This window comes from Sphingomonas sp. Leaf10, assembly GCF_001421245.1.
In the GTDB taxonomy this organism is placed as follows: Bacteria; Pseudomonadota; Alphaproteobacteria; order Sphingomonadales; family Sphingomonadaceae; genus Sphingomonas.
Window position 1 is genome coordinate 1,862 of sequence record NZ_LMKE01000031.1, and the last position, 12,546, is coordinate 14,407.

Below are 12,546 nucleotides of genomic sequence, written 5' to 3' on the forward strand. Positions count from 1 at the left end.
TGCCCCCGTTACCGCCGAAACGCCGTAGACTCGAACCGAACCGGCGCACCCTGCGCCTCCCCGATAAGTTCGGCTTCCCACATCGCGGTCCGCCCGCGCACGATCGTCCCGACCGGCCGCCCGGTCAGCGTATCGCCGGTGAACGGCGACCAGCCGGCGCGTGACGCCAGCCAGCTTTCCTCGACCGTCCAGCGCCGCTTCAGGTCGACCACGGTAAAGTCGGCGTCATAGCCGAACGCGATCCGCCCCTTGCCCGCCAACCCGAAGATACGCTGCGCCCCGGCACTGGTCAGGTCGATCAGCCGCTGCAGCGTCAGCCGCCCTTCGGCGACATGGTTTAGCAGCAGCGGCAGCAGCGTCTGCACCCCCGGCATCCCGCTCGGCGTCGCGGGATAACGCTTCGCCTTCTCCTCGATCGTGTGCGGCGCATGGTCCGATCCGATGACGTCGGGCACGCCCTGGTTCAGCCAGAACCACAGCCCGTCGCGATGCGCGCCCGACCGGATCGGCGGGTTCATCTGCGCATAGGTGCCAAGCCGGGGATAGGCATCTTCTCCGGCCAGCGTCAGATGCTGCGGCGTCACCTCGCACGACGCGATATCCTTGTTCGCGCCCAGCAATTCCAGTTCGGCCGGCGTCGTGACGTGCAGCACGTGCACCCGCCGCCCTGCCGCACGCGCCAGCCGCAGGATGCGCGTCGTCGCGATCAGCGCGCTCTCGTCGTCGCGCCATACCGGATGCGACGATGGATCGCCGCTCACGCGCTCGCCCTCGCGCGCGATCATCCGCGTCTCGTCCTCGGCATGGATCGCCACGCGCCGCTGCCCCGATCGCAGCACGCGGAGCAGGTCGTCATCCTCCGACACCAGCAGGTCGCCGGTCGACGATCCCATGAAGATCTTGACGCCCGCCGTTCCCGGCAATCGCTCCAGTTCGTCGAGATGATGGGCGTTGCGCGCGGTCGCCCCGACGTAGAAGGCGTGATCGCAATACATCCGCCCCTTCGCGCGGGCGAGCTTGTCGGCAATCGCTTCCTCGGTATCGGTCGCGGGCTTGGTGTTCGGCATTTCGAACACGGCGGTCACGCCGCCCATCACCGCCGCGATCGATCCGCTGGCCAGGTCTTCCTTGTGCTCCAGCCCCGGCTCGCGGAAATGGACCTGCGTGTCGATGACGCCGGGCAGGATGTCGAGGCCCGTACAGTCGATCGTCTCGCCCGCATCGCCGGCCACGCCGATGCCGGCGATGCGGCCATCGGTGATGCCGATATCGACGCGCGCCGGGCCGCCGGGAAGGTGGACGGTGCCACCGGTAAGCTTGGTATCGAAGGTCGCCATTGCCGCCTCTTGTAGCCAGGGGGTGGGTCGTCCTACCTGTTGGCCATGACCGTTACCACCCCCGGAACCTGGCTTGCCGACCGTGCCGTCCTGCGCATCGGCGGCGACGAAGCGCGCCCCTTCCTGCAAGGGCTGGTGACGCAGGACATGGGCACGGTCACGCTCGACACACCGCAATGGGCAGCATTGCTCAGTGCGCAGGGCAAGGCGCTGTTCGACTTCATCCTCTGGACGGACGACGACGCCATCCTGATCGATTGCGAAGCCGACGCCGCCGATGCGCTGGCCAAGCGATTGACGCTCTACCGGTTGCGTCGCGCGGTGACGATCGAGCGCACTGACCTCGGCGTTCACTGGTCCCCGACCGGGGAACACGGCCTTCCCGATCCACGATTGGCCGCGCTCGGCCGCCGCTGGCTAGCGACGCCCGGCGACCGGGCCGAAGGCTGGACCGAACACCGCCTCCGCCACGGCGTGACCGAAGGCCGCGCCGAACTGGGCGATGGCCAGACGCTCTGGCTCGAATGCAATGCCCGCGAGCTGAACGGGGTCAGCTTTACCAAGGGCTGCTATGTCGGCCAGGAAAATACCGCGCGGATGAACTATCGTTCGACGGTCAACCGGCGACTGGTCGTCGTGCCGACGACGACCCCCGGCCCGCGTACCCGGCTGATCCACGAGCATTTCGGCCTCGCGATCGAACATCGCAAGGTCGACGATCTGGGCGAGGCGCTCCGCCCCGACTGGCTCGTCGCGGCACTGGCCCCGACCTCAAAATAACTCGTCGAGCATCAGGTGGAAGTCGATCTTGCGCCGGTCGGGCTGGGCGATGCCATAGCGCGCGAACAACCGCTGCGTCAGGCCATCGTCGAATTCGTCGAGACAATTGCCGAGGATCGCCAGATCCTGATAGCGATCGGCGACCCCGACGCGGCCCAGGTCGATGCAGCCGACGACCCGACCGTCGTCGATCAGCAGATTGTCGAGCGAGAAGTCGCCGTGCGTCACCACCGGATCGGGGGTCAACGGTAACAGCCGCTGCATCGCATTCCACACTTGTTCGGCGGTCCAGCCCTGTCGGGCGTCGTCGAAATCATCCTCCTCGACCAGGCCGGCATCGATACGAACCCGCGCCGCCGCAAGCCGAACGATATGCCCGCTATCGAACGGGCACTGACCGACCGGAATCGCATGAAGCGACCCTAAGAAATCGGCAAGCGCATCCACAATTTCGCCGCCACGCTCCGGCTCGGCGTCCAGGATCTGCCACGCGGTCCGCCCCGGCAGGGCGGTCGTCAGCAGCCACGCCGTATCGGCCGATACCTCGCAACGCACCAGCGCCGGCACCGCGATCCGTCCGGTCAGCCAGCGCAGCCGCGCCATTTCGTCGACGATATCGCCCGCTACCCCGCCGTCGCCATGCTTCAGGAACAGGTCGGGCGCGTCCGCCCTGCCATGCAGCCGATGGATCACGCCGCCGGACTCGCCCACCCGGTCACGCGCCCAGCGATACCCCGCGACGTCGCCGGCCAATCCCGCCGGTACCGCGATCGGCGCGCAGGCGCTCTCCCGTTCGTCCATGCTTCGCTCCGTTCTCCGGTTGCCCCGGTCGCCCAAACGAAAAGGGAGGCCGGTTGCCCGACCTCCCTTCCGGAAATTCTGCTTCGGTTGGAAGCTGAATTACATGCCCGAACCCGGACCGTAGGTGATTTCCACGCGACGGTTCTGCAGTTCGCGGACGCCATCGGCGGTTTCGACGCGCGGACGGGCTTCGCCGAACGCTTCGGTCGAAATCACGCCACCCGAGACGCCACGGCCTTCCATGTACGCACGGACCGCATCAGCGCGACGCTGCGACAGACCGACGTTGTACTGTGCCGAACCCGAACGGTCGGTGAAGCCTGCCAGCATGACGTTGGCGTTGCCGCACGACTGGTAATTCGAGATGGCGTTGTCGAGAATGCCAGCCGCTTCCGGCGTGACGTCCGACTTATCCCATTCGAAGAACACGATGTACGGTCCAGGCGTGCAGGTCACGACCGGAGCCGGCGGGGTCGGTTCCGGAGCCGGCGGCGGCGGAGCAACCGGTTCCGGCGGCAGCGGAGCCGGCGGCGGCGGGGTCGGCGCGCCGAAGTTGAAGGTCAGACCGCCGAGCAGGCTGTGCGACCGGAAACGACCGTCATAGCCGACGCCACGAACGTTCACGAGGCGAACGTCATCGGCGTTGAAGAAGCGATACTTCAGCGAAACGTCGACGTTTTCGCTCAGCGGCGCGCGGATACCCGCCAGAGCCTGCCATGCGAACACGGTGTCCGAATCGTCGAGTGCCGCGAAGTTGTTGACGACGCGATAGTCGTGCGCCTTGACGCGCGCGACACCGGCACCGCCGCCGACGAAGCCGCTGATGGCATCGTCATCGCCGAAGTCGAGCAGGGCATTCGCCATGAACGACAGCGCCGAAGTACGGCCACCGCCGCTGTACGTGCCTGCGCCGACCGAAGTGGTCGCGCCGGTTGCGATCGAACCGGTGGTGCGCAGTTCGTCGACGGTCGCGCTCTTGTACGCGACTTCGGTTTCGATGCGGAGCGCACCGAAATCGTAACCGACGGTGCCACCGACGTCATAGCCATAGTTGCTGTCGACGGTGGTGACGCCACCGGCCGGCGTGGTAAGATCATAATCGATGTCTTCGACGATCATCGCGCCGCCTTCCACACCCACATACCACGCGTTGTCGCGGGCGAGGGCGGGAGTTGCGAGCGCAGTGGTCGCGAGCGCCAAAGTGACGGCAAGCTTCCGCATTCTAGTCCCCTTTCACAGTTGTCCTACGGACAGCGCAAACCAAGTATCGAAGCGATAGTTTCCGCGCAAGCGCACAAAAATCGTGGTGTTGCACGATTGCCACGGTTTCAGGCGGCGATCAGGCCATGCCCGCGCAGTGCCGCCAACACCGCCGACAGCGTTTTTCGCGCCTCCTCGTCCCGCACCGAACCGCCTTCGGGCGCTGCGATTGCAGCACGTTGCGGTCCGATCACCGGCACGCCGTCGATGGTCAAACGGGCGCCGCGCAGTTCGCCCACCCGCCACGCACCCCCGCGGAACTCCACGGTCGTTTCGCTGCCGGACCACCATAGCCGCATGCCTTCGCGCGGCGGTGCGAATCGCCATCCGCCATCGGTCATGCCGGCAATCTGCCGCGCCTTGCCCGCCCAGACACCGGTCGGTGTCGGCCCGACGATCCAGCACGAACCGACGGTCGCGGTCGTCGGCGGCGTATCCTCCGCAACGCCCGCGACGCATCCGTGCAACAGCAGGTCGATCAGCGTCAGCGCTTCATTATGCGTCATTTCCTTTTGCGCCTGCGAGGCATGCAGCAGTGGCAGCGACAGGCGGCTGGTCTGTTCGGTCATCACTTCGTCTCCGGTCGATAGGTCTGGATTGCGGACGCCGACGCGCCATTGGTGCCGATCTGGCGGACCGCGACGGTCAGCGGCGCGATCGGAGGGGCGATGCGCAGCAGCGGCTCGGCTACCTCGACGATCCGGCCGTCGCCCAACGTCACGCGATACGCCTCGCGCTCCTCGCCGATCGGCACCCCGGTCCCGTCGCGCCACGCGACCGTGCCGCGCACGCAGCGTATCCAGCGCACCTCCAGCATTCCGCCCCGTATTTCGACCGTCAGATGGACCGGCGCCGGCGGCACCAGCCCCTGCCCGGCGGGCCGGATCGTCGCGGTGGCGACATCGTCGGCAGCAATCCCCACTGCCATCGCCGTCAGCGTTTGTCCGACCGCCGGCACCGGCTCCTCGATCCGCCGCAACGTGGCGGGGTCGAGCAGCACGAACGCCTCGCCTGCCTCGTGACCCGTCATCGCCGCCGCCGTCCCGCGCCGTCCGCGCCACAATTCCGACAGCCGCCAGCGTGCGGGGCCGATCCGCTCGGCGTGCGCGAACTGCACGATCTCGTCGCCGACCTGCGCCGCATTGCCGCCGCGATCCAGCCCGATCCCATCGATCCCGGCCAGCGTCATCGCATCGTGCAGCAACGTCACCTCGATGATATTGCGCCGATCCTCGATCAGTGCGCTGGCCGCACCGGGCGGCAGCATCACCGTGCCGACCACCGCCGGTGCCGCACTCTCGCCGATCTCGGTCCAGCCGCCGGCATCGTCGCCGGTCAGCAGCATCGCCCGCCGCCAACCTTCGCGGGTACCCGCCGCCACGGCAGCGACGCTCGGCACGCTGTCGCCCGCCTCCGCCGGCAGTTCGACCAGCATCAGCTGCGTCCGGCCTGCCACCACATCCGCCGCCAGTCTCGCCTGCCCGACCGCCGCCGGGGCGGGCAGCGTCGTGGTCGCGATCCGCACCAGTTCGATGGTGACCCGCATCGCCTCGATCCGGGTCCGCCGCACCCGCCACAGTCCGGCCTCACCCGCGATCGTCACCCGGTCGCCCGCCGCGATATCGATCGATCGCCAGTCGAGCACGACCGTCCGCACCTCGCCCGCCAGCACCGCGCGTGCCGCAAGTTCGCCGGCAATCGCCGCCGCCCCCGCCGCATCCAGCACCGCCGGCAGCTCGACCCGCAGCATCCGGCGCGCCCCGCCCGGCCGCAGCACCTGTTGCACCCCCGCCTGATAATCGCGCGCGATGTCGTGATAGGCGATGGCGACGTCGCTCGGCACCATCGGCGCGCGCCGCCATTCGGGAGCTTCCCCGACCGGTCCGTCGTCCACGATCGTCCGCGCCGCGCCGGCACCGATCCGCAGCAGCGTCCCCTCGCCGTCGGGCGCATACCAGCCGCCCAGCGGATCGACCAACGCCGCCACCGCGTCGCGCACCCGCGCACCGCTCGCCGCATAGCCGATCAGCGCCGGCCCGGCATTCTCCGCCCGGATCGCGCCGTCGCCCAGCACTTCCGCGATCCGCCCGACCGGTACCGCCCCATCATCGGCGATCACTTCGAAGGTCAGCGACGGGATCCGGTTGCCGAAATCGGCCAGCGCCAGATCCTCGAACACCGCATAGGCGATGCCACGATGCGCCGGCGCCCTGCCGATCCCGACGATACTCTCGATCAGCGGATCGGGCGCCTGTGCCTCATCGCCCGGATACCAGCGGAACCCCGTCCGCGTCTTCCAGTCGCCGGCAGCCCCGCGCAGCAGCTTCCCCTCCGCCCAGATCCGCCCGATCCCCCGGATCGGCCGCGCCGACAGCGCCACCGCGAACGACGCCGAATAGCTATATTGCCGCACCCGCGACGAACCCTTGCCGCTGGTCGTCGCCGCCTCGCGCAGGTCGGTCGCCCAGATCACCGTCCCCGCCACCCGCATCGACCCGAACAGCTTCGGGATCGCCGCGCCATAGCTGGAGAGCTGCACCTGCAATTCGCGCAGCCTTGGCCCCTCGCGCGGCGGCCCGGCAAAAAGCTGGTCATCGATCGCCCGCCCGGCCATCGCCCCCACCGCCGCCCCGATCGGCCCGGCGATCGCGCCACCCACCACGGTCAGCACTACCGTCGCCATATCGCCCTCCTTTTGTAATAGAGCGGTGCCGGCCCGCGCGAGCGGATCAAATCAACGCCGCCAGATGCCGATCACCGGCCACGGCACGTCGCGCCGCTCGACCACGCGCCGCGCCACCGCATCGGCATGAATGGCCCCGCCCCCGTTCGACAGCGCAAGATGCAATTGCCCCGGTCCGCTCAGCATCAGGAGCACATCGCCCGCCGCCGCCCGGTCGACTTCGCGAAACCCCGCCGCCGCCAGCACCGCCGCGACCCGCGCCACATCGCCGCTGCGCCCTGGATAGTCCGCCGGCACGTCGACCCCATGCGCCCAGCCGACCAGCCCGACACAGTCGAACCCCTCCGCCCCCCGCCCCTGTCGCCGGAACCGCACGCCGACGACGCTGCGCGCCCGTTCGACCGGACTCATGCCCCCGGATAGCGCGTCAGCAGGTCGATCCCCGGCAGATACGGCTCCCCCCGAAAATTCGCGACGTTGCCGAACCGGTCGCGACAGGTGGCGAGCGTCCCGTCGCACCCCTCGCCAATCTCGACCAGCGCCCCCGTTCCATCGAAGCGCGGCGGCAGTTCCAGCGTCACGCCATCGGCATCGGCGGCCAACATCATCGTCGACAGCCCGCCATTCGCCCCGCCGATCCACCGCAGCCGCCCCCGCGCGAACTGCGCCCCCGCCGCCAGCGTCAGCCGCGCGCCCGTTTGCGCCACGACCCGCACGATCCGCCGCCGCCCCGCCATCGCCACCCGGCACCACCGATCCCCCAGCGTCGCGCGACACCCGGGCGAGGTCGCCTCGACCACCGGCGCGTCCAGCCGCACTTCGCCCCCCAGCAATTCCGCCGAGAAACTTCCCCGCCGCGTCTCGACCCCGCCGATCCGCCCGGTCGCGACCGGCACCGGTGCGCCCGGCGCCTCCCAATCGACCGCGAACACCGCCACCCGCGCCCCGTCATAGCGCCCCGCCAGCAGGTCGCGCGCCCCGATCGCGGCATGCGACAGCGCACCTTCGACCGCCATCACCGGCGCGTCGAGCGTATCGTCGCGCACGATCGCGGAAGGCACCATCCCCGGCGCGGCGCGATAGGTGAGGCCATCCACCACCACATCACGGTCATGCGCGGTCAGCCCGATCGTCACCCCGTCGCGCCGGTCGATCCGCCAGCACCAGGTCAGCGTCGTCACCGCACTCATGGCTCGCGCACCTCGATCAGCGGCACGCTGGCCGCACTGCCCGCGCCGTACGTCGCGCGCGCCACCTGCAGCCGGTCCTCGGCAAAGCGCACCGGCACATCGAAGCCGAACCCCGCCGTCACCACCACGCCCTTGGCCGGCGCGACGTCGAGCTGCACCCAGCCCCCGGCGACCACCGCAAAGCCCTGCGTCTCGACACCACCGACGCCAACGCGCACGCTTCCTGCCACCGGCCGCGTGATCCGCCGCACCATCGCGCCGTATCGCTTCACCAAAGCGAACCGCGTCGTCATCCCGTCACCGGTCCCGATCGCCACATCGCCGAACGCCGGCGGCGCGCCCGTCGCGTGATCGAACGGATCCTGCAACCGGAACGCCCGCGCCGGCCCCAGCCGTGCCCGAAAGAACTCCAGCAGCACCGCCACGTCGCGTTCCGACCGCACCCCCGGCCCGACATCATAGCGCGTCCGCGGCTCGGCCCAGTCGACATTGCGTGCCTCCGCGCCCCCGGCACCTACCGCGATCGCGGTCGAGGTCTCCGGCATCACCTCCGCCTGCGCGCCCAGCGCCAGCGGAAAGCGCACGTCGTCATACGCCTCCATATCCCCCTCCTCTTCAAAATAGGTGAACCCGTCGCGCAGCACCTGCGGCAGCGCCCAGACAAAGGTTTCCGCCACGCCCCGCCCCCGCGCGACCTCCGCCGCCGCCGCGATCGCCGGCCATTGCCCGCGATCTTCCGGGCGCAGCACGAACCCGGAGAAATAATGCTGTTCACCGACCGGATAGCCGAGCCTCACCCCCGCCGCCGTCACGCCGCGCGCGGTCGATCCGACATTGCCGGTCGCCGCCCAGTCATAATCCTCCAGTTGCAGCACATCGAATGCCGGCTTCGCCCAGCCGACCGGCAGATTTGCCCGCTTCACCTGCGGACTGGCGGCATCGAGGATCGTCGGCAGATAGGCGAGCAACAGCGCTTCCTCCGCCCCCGCACCCCTCGCCGCCGCGACCAGCGCCGCCGTCGACGCGGCAAGCAACTGCCCCGCCCGGTCGAGCGCCGCGCGCTTGGCTGCGTTCAATTCACCACGCACATCGTCGATGACGACCGGATTACCGCCCAGCGCCATCTTTGCCGCGGCATCATACAGGCAGATGCGATGATCGGTCGTCACCCACCACCATGGCTCGCCGACCTGAAACCGGCCCTTGCCCCCCGCCGCCCGCCCGATCCCGACGAACGCCCGCGCCACCGCCTGCAAATATGCCATCGCCCCGCCATGCGCGGGTGACAACAGCGTCGATGGCGGCACCCATCCGGTCAGCGCCGGCGACCCGTCACTCGCCCGCTGTTTCCAGTCGCCCCAGCAATGCGCATCGAACAATTCGTAGCTGAGCGACCAGATCACATCATAGCCGAGCGTCCCGGCCCGCACCGCGAAGTCGCGATGCCAAGCCGCGCAAGGGCCGTTCAGCCCCCCGCCGGCCAGCGACACGAACAACCCGTCGCCCGACCGTTCGAGCCGGAAATAATGGCTCATCCCGACATAATGGACGAGGGCGCCACGATACCCCAGCCGCAGCGCATTGTGCAGCAACCGTACCGGCGTCAGGTGATAGCTGTCGTCATAGCCGCTCGCGATGCGCAGCCCATGTTCGGGCACGATCACGTCGCCGACCGTCAGTACCGATCCCGGCCCGTCGCACCGCATCGCCGACAGTTCGACCCAGCCCTCGGCCGGCGCCGCCAAAAACCCGGCACCGCCATCATAGTCCGGCGGCACCAGCGACACGAACATCCGGTCGACATCCCCCGCCCACACCGGCACCGCATCGTCGGGCAGCTGATATCCACCGACCACATTGGCAAAATCGATCGCGATCTCGGCATCGTCCGGCGTGCCGACCGCATAATTCCACAGCCGCACATACCAGGCGCGGGCTACGCCATCGGCATCACGCCCCTCGATCGTCAGCACCGGTCCGTGCGTCGCATCCAGCGGCCGGATACCCGCCGACCGCCAGCGAAACCGCAACGAACAGTCGCGATAATCGCGCGCCGTCTCGTAGCGCAGCAGCGGGTGATCGTGCCGGTCCTCCGACGCCCAGATCAGCCCCGCCAGATCGTCGCGCCGATAGAAGGTGCAATCGACCCGCAACGCCTCCGGCCCGGTCGTCACTACCGACGCCATCATCGGTCGCGGAAAATCGACGGTCCAGTAAACGGGATCGAACCGGGTCAGCACCCCCGCTTCCTGCACCGTCCGCGCTTCGGTCAGCCAATGCCCCATCTCACGCCTCCATCAGTGCGGCGCGCACCGCCCGCGCGACCTGCCGGCTCGATTGTTGCAGTGCACGCGGCGCATCCTGCCCCGGCGCGTTGACGGTGATCGCCACCCGCACCTCGCGCACCTGGCCCGCCTGCATCGGCACGACGTGACCGCTGCTGGTCGGCACGAACAGTTCCGGCCCGCGCTCGCCGACGACATAGGGTCGCGCCGGACCGACCGGCCCGCCGGTGGCGCGTCCCGGCGCACCGCCGACCAGCGCCCCCAGCACATTCGCGATCCCGCCCGCCGCGCCGCCGCCGGTCTTGCCCAGCACCGCCGCCGCCGCGATCTCTGCCAATATCTTCAGCGCCGTATCGCGCAGTCCGTCCAGATCCAACTTGCCGGTACGGATCGCACGACCCAGCGCGGTCTCGATCGCCCGCCCCGCCCGCTCGACCCCGCCCTTGAACGGCCCGTCCAGACTGGCCTGCATTGCCGCGACATCGTTCGCGAACCCGGCGGTATCGGCGCGCACGCGCACGATCAGCCGTTCGATTTCCTCATCCATCGGGAAAACGCTCCTTCAGCATGTCGATCGTCGCGCGGTCGCATGGGCTGGGCGCATCGCCCCGCACCGCCTGCACCAGCGCGTTCAGTTCGGCGGGTGTCGCGCCCCAGAAGGCATCCGGGTTCCACCCGAACGCCACCCCCGCCAGCCCGGCCGCCCGCGCCGCACTCTCGGCAAAACTCACCGCCCGCCCAAAATCTGTGCGATCAGCATTTTCAGCGCAGGCGTCGCCGCCGCGATCCCGCCCGCCGTCACCGCCTCGCCAAACTCCTCGCGCGACATCGGTGCCGGATCGCGCAGGCAATGCCACAGCAGCGCCACCAGTTCGGCCAGGGTCAGCCGCCCCGCCGCCGCCCGCTCGACCAGCGCGAACAGCGACCCGACCTCCCCCTCCGCCGCGACCAGCGCCGCGAAACTCGGCCGCAGCACCAGCGTCTCACCCCGCACTCGCAAACTGGCCTCGCCGCGCGCGCCATTGGCCGCGCCGCTCATGCCGACACCACCGGACCCGAGGATTCCAGCGCCAGCGTGTAATTGCGCTCGCCATTATAATCGCCGGCATAGTCGAGCCGCGTGACCAGGAACCGCCCGGTCATCGTCTCGCCCCCTTCGAACGTCAGCCGGTAATCGTCGATCGTGCCGGACAGCGCATTGCCGCGCAGCCGCACCTCGGCGTTCGACCCGGTGAACACCCCGGCCCCCGACACGCTGACCGACCGCACCCCCGCGCCCGACAGCAATTCGCGCCATCCGCCCGAATCCTTGCTGGTGATCGCCACCGCCTCGCCATTGACGCTCAACTGCGTCGTCCTGAGGCCCGCGACCGTCGCATAGGCCACCGGCACCGCCCCGTTCCCGATCTTCAACAGGAACGCGCTACCCTTCTCCGCCGCCATAATAATTTCCTGATATGTCTCAACCTACTCCCCTCCCTGCAAGGGAGGGGCTGGGGGTGGGTGGGCCGGTTGTGGCACGCGCACCTTTCCTCGCAGGCCAACCCACCCCCGACCCCTCCCTTCCAGGGAGGGGGGTAAAGTCCCTCTCCCGGCGGGAGAGGGAAGGAGCGGCGCAGCCGCGGAAGGGTGAGGGTGAACCCGCCCCCTCACCCCGCCAGCATCCGCACCCGAAACTCGACCGACCCGACCCAGCCCTTGCCCTCGCGCACCACCCGGCTGCGCACGAACACTAGGCTGACGATCCGCCACCCCGCCAACCCGGCCGGCGCCGACAGCACCGCCCCCTCCGCCACCGCCGCCAGCGTCCGCAGCCGTTCCGGCACCTCGCCATCGTCGAACAGCTGCACCACGACGCGTCCCTCGCGCCCGGCGGCATCCTTGGTCCCCCAGTCCGACAGCACCGGCATGTCGACCACGACGAACGGCCGCGCGGATCGCACCGGCGGCGCCTCGAACACGCTCGCCCCCGCCAGCGCGCCCCGCAGCCGCGCGACCAACATCGCCTGCAACAACGTCCCCGCGATCATCGCCCCCACCCCGCGATATCCTGCAAGACCGGATCGACGATCATCCGCCGCACCAGCCCGCGTCCCGACAGCACGACCCCGTCGCCTTCGACCGCGACCGACACTCCCGGCACGTCCCGCGCCGCCGCCACGACCCGCGCCCGCACCACCGCCGCCCGCCGCTCGGCGACCGCCGCGCCC

The 12,546-nt window shown here is 69.5% G+C and carries 15 protein-coding genes; 1 reads left to right on the forward strand and 14 read right to left on the reverse strand.

What is annotated here, in order from left to right:
• Positions 1–8: 8 nt before the first annotated feature.
• On the reverse strand, positions 9–1,337 hold the full coding sequence (locus tag ASE59_RS15270; RefSeq protein ID WP_056458158.1) for a dihydroorotase: 1,329 nt from the start codon (positions 1,335–1,337) through the stop codon (positions 9–11).
• Between the two features lie 45 nt (positions 1,338–1,382).
• Between ASE59_RS15270 and ASE59_RS15275 the strand changes: the two genes are divergently transcribed.
• The gene (locus ASE59_RS15275; protein WP_056458161.1) at positions 1,383–2,117 is read left to right on the forward strand and encodes a YgfZ/GcvT domain-containing protein; all 735 of its coding nucleotides are present in this window, start codon (positions 1,383–1,385) and stop codon (positions 2,115–2,117) included.
• On the opposite strand, the gene ASE59_RS15280 is transcribed toward ASE59_RS15275, so the two are convergent.
• The 13 genes from ASE59_RS15280 to ASE59_RS19925 all read right to left on the reverse strand — a co-directional run.
• Entirely contained in the window at positions 2,109–2,918 is an 810-nt protein-coding gene (locus ASE59_RS15280) for an APH(3')-I family aminoglycoside O-phosphotransferase (protein WP_056458163.1), read from the reverse strand. The genes ASE59_RS15275 and ASE59_RS15280 overlap by 9 nt on opposite strands.
• Before the next feature lie 99 nt (positions 2,919–3,017).
• Complete coding sequence (locus tag ASE59_RS15285) at positions 3,018–4,139, reverse strand: OmpA family protein (protein ID WP_056458166.1); 1,122 nt, start codon at positions 4,137–4,139, stop codon at positions 3,018–3,020.
• A 107-nt stretch (positions 4,140–4,246) separates the two neighbouring features.
• On the reverse strand, positions 4,247–4,747 hold the full coding sequence (locus tag ASE59_RS15290) for a DUF2793 domain-containing protein (protein ID WP_200913303.1): 501 nt from the start codon (positions 4,745–4,747) through the stop codon (positions 4,247–4,249).
• Positions 4,747–6,861, reverse strand: a complete 2,115-nt coding sequence (locus ASE59_RS15295) for a phage tail protein (protein WP_056458172.1) — start codon at positions 6,859–6,861, stop codon at positions 4,747–4,749. Before ASE59_RS15295 ends, ASE59_RS15290 begins: the two co-directional genes overlap by 1 nt.
• 51 nt (positions 6,862–6,912) lie before the next feature.
• Positions 6,913–7,272, reverse strand: coding sequence for a hypothetical protein (locus tag ASE59_RS15300; protein WP_056458175.1), 360 nt, complete (start codon positions 7,270–7,272; stop codon positions 6,913–6,915).
• Positions 7,269–8,051: a DUF2163 domain-containing protein gene (locus ASE59_RS15305; RefSeq protein WP_056458177.1), complete on the reverse strand. Its 783-nt coding sequence runs from the start codon at positions 8,049–8,051 to the stop codon at positions 7,269–7,271. The genes ASE59_RS15300 and ASE59_RS15305 overlap by 4 nt, the downstream gene beginning before the upstream one ends.
• Complete coding sequence (locus ASE59_RS15310) at positions 8,048–10,336, reverse strand: DUF2460 domain-containing protein (RefSeq protein ID WP_056458180.1); 2,289 nt, start codon at positions 10,334–10,336, stop codon at positions 8,048–8,050. The genes ASE59_RS15305 and ASE59_RS15310 overlap by 4 nt, the downstream gene beginning before the upstream one ends.
• Before the next feature lies 1 nt (position 10,337).
• On the reverse strand, positions 10,338–10,883 hold the full coding sequence (locus ASE59_RS15315; protein ID WP_056458183.1) for a hypothetical protein: 546 nt from the start codon (positions 10,881–10,883) through the stop codon (positions 10,338–10,340).
• The gene (locus ASE59_RS15320; protein WP_056458186.1) at positions 10,876–11,067 is read right to left on the reverse strand and encodes a phage tail assembly chaperone; all 192 of its coding nucleotides are present in this window, start codon (positions 11,065–11,067) and stop codon (positions 10,876–10,878) included. The genes ASE59_RS15315 and ASE59_RS15320 overlap by 8 nt, the downstream gene beginning before the upstream one ends.
• Positions 11,064–11,375: a gene transfer agent family protein gene (locus ASE59_RS15325; RefSeq protein WP_056458189.1), complete on the reverse strand. Its 312-nt coding sequence runs from the start codon at positions 11,373–11,375 to the stop codon at positions 11,064–11,066. Before ASE59_RS15325 ends, ASE59_RS15320 begins: the two co-directional genes overlap by 4 nt.
• Complete coding sequence (locus tag ASE59_RS15330) at positions 11,372–11,779, reverse strand: phage major tail protein, TP901-1 family (RefSeq protein ID WP_056458193.1); 408 nt, start codon at positions 11,777–11,779, stop codon at positions 11,372–11,374. Before ASE59_RS15330 ends, ASE59_RS15325 begins: the two co-directional genes overlap by 4 nt.
• A gap of 206 nt (positions 11,780–11,985) precedes the next feature.
• Complete coding sequence (locus ASE59_RS15335) at positions 11,986–12,366, reverse strand: DUF3168 domain-containing protein (protein ID WP_056458196.1); 381 nt, start codon at positions 12,364–12,366, stop codon at positions 11,986–11,988.
• Positions 12,363–12,546 (reverse strand): hypothetical protein (locus tag ASE59_RS19925; RefSeq protein WP_056458198.1); only part of this gene is annotated, 184 nt, incomplete at its 5' end. The genes ASE59_RS19925 and ASE59_RS15335, both read right to left, overlap by 4 nt.

What these genes read in the sequence shown, in the direction of transcription:
- ASE59_RS15290 (WP_200913303.1), bottom strand. Translation starts at nt 4,747, where the DNA reads ATGACCGAACAGACCAGCCGCCTGTCGCTGCCACTGCTGCATGCCTCG.
- ASE59_RS15275 (WP_056458161.1), top strand. Translation starts at nt 1,383, where the DNA reads ATGACCGTTACCACCCCCGGAACCTGGCTTGCCGACCGTGCCGTCCTG.
- ASE59_RS15285 (WP_056458166.1), bottom strand. Translation starts at nt 4,139, where the DNA reads ATGCGGAAGCTTGCCGTCACTTTGGCGCTCGCGACCACTGCGCTCGCA.
- ASE59_RS15325 (WP_056458189.1), bottom strand. Translation starts at nt 11,375, where the DNA reads ATGAGCGGCGCGGCCAATGGCGCGCGCGGCGAGGCCAGTTTGCGAGTG.
- ASE59_RS15310 (WP_056458180.1), bottom strand. Translation starts at nt 10,336, where the DNA reads ATGGGGCATTGGCTGACCGAAGCGCGGACGGTGCAGGAAGCGGGGGTG.
- ASE59_RS15300 (WP_056458175.1), bottom strand. Translation starts at nt 7,272, where the DNA reads ATGAGTCCGGTCGAACGGGCGCGCAGCGTCGTCGGCGTGCGGTTCCGG.
- ASE59_RS15315 (WP_056458183.1), bottom strand. Translation starts at nt 10,883, where the DNA reads ATGGATGAGGAAATCGAACGGCTGATCGTGCGCGTGCGCGCCGATACC.
- ASE59_RS15335 (WP_056458196.1), bottom strand. Translation starts at nt 12,366, where the DNA reads ATGATCGCGGGGACGTTGTTGCAGGCGATGTTGGTCGCGCGGCTGCGG.
- ASE59_RS15280 (WP_056458163.1), bottom strand. Translation starts at nt 2,918, where the DNA reads ATGGACGAACGGGAGAGCGCCTGCGCGCCGATCGCGGTACCGGCGGGA.
- ASE59_RS15295 (WP_056458172.1), bottom strand. Translation starts at nt 6,861, where the DNA reads ATGGCGACGGTAGTGCTGACCGTGGTGGGTGGCGCGATCGCCGGGCCG.
- ASE59_RS15305 (WP_056458177.1), bottom strand. Translation starts at nt 8,051, where the DNA reads ATGAGTGCGGTGACGACGCTGACCTGGTGCTGGCGGATCGACCGGCGC.
- ASE59_RS15270 (WP_056458158.1), bottom strand. Translation starts at nt 1,337, where the DNA reads ATGGCGACCTTCGATACCAAGCTTACCGGTGGCACCGTCCACCTTCCC.
- ASE59_RS15330 (WP_056458193.1), bottom strand. Translation starts at nt 11,779, where the DNA reads ATGGCGGCGGAGAAGGGTAGCGCGTTCCTGTTGAAGATCGGGAACGGG.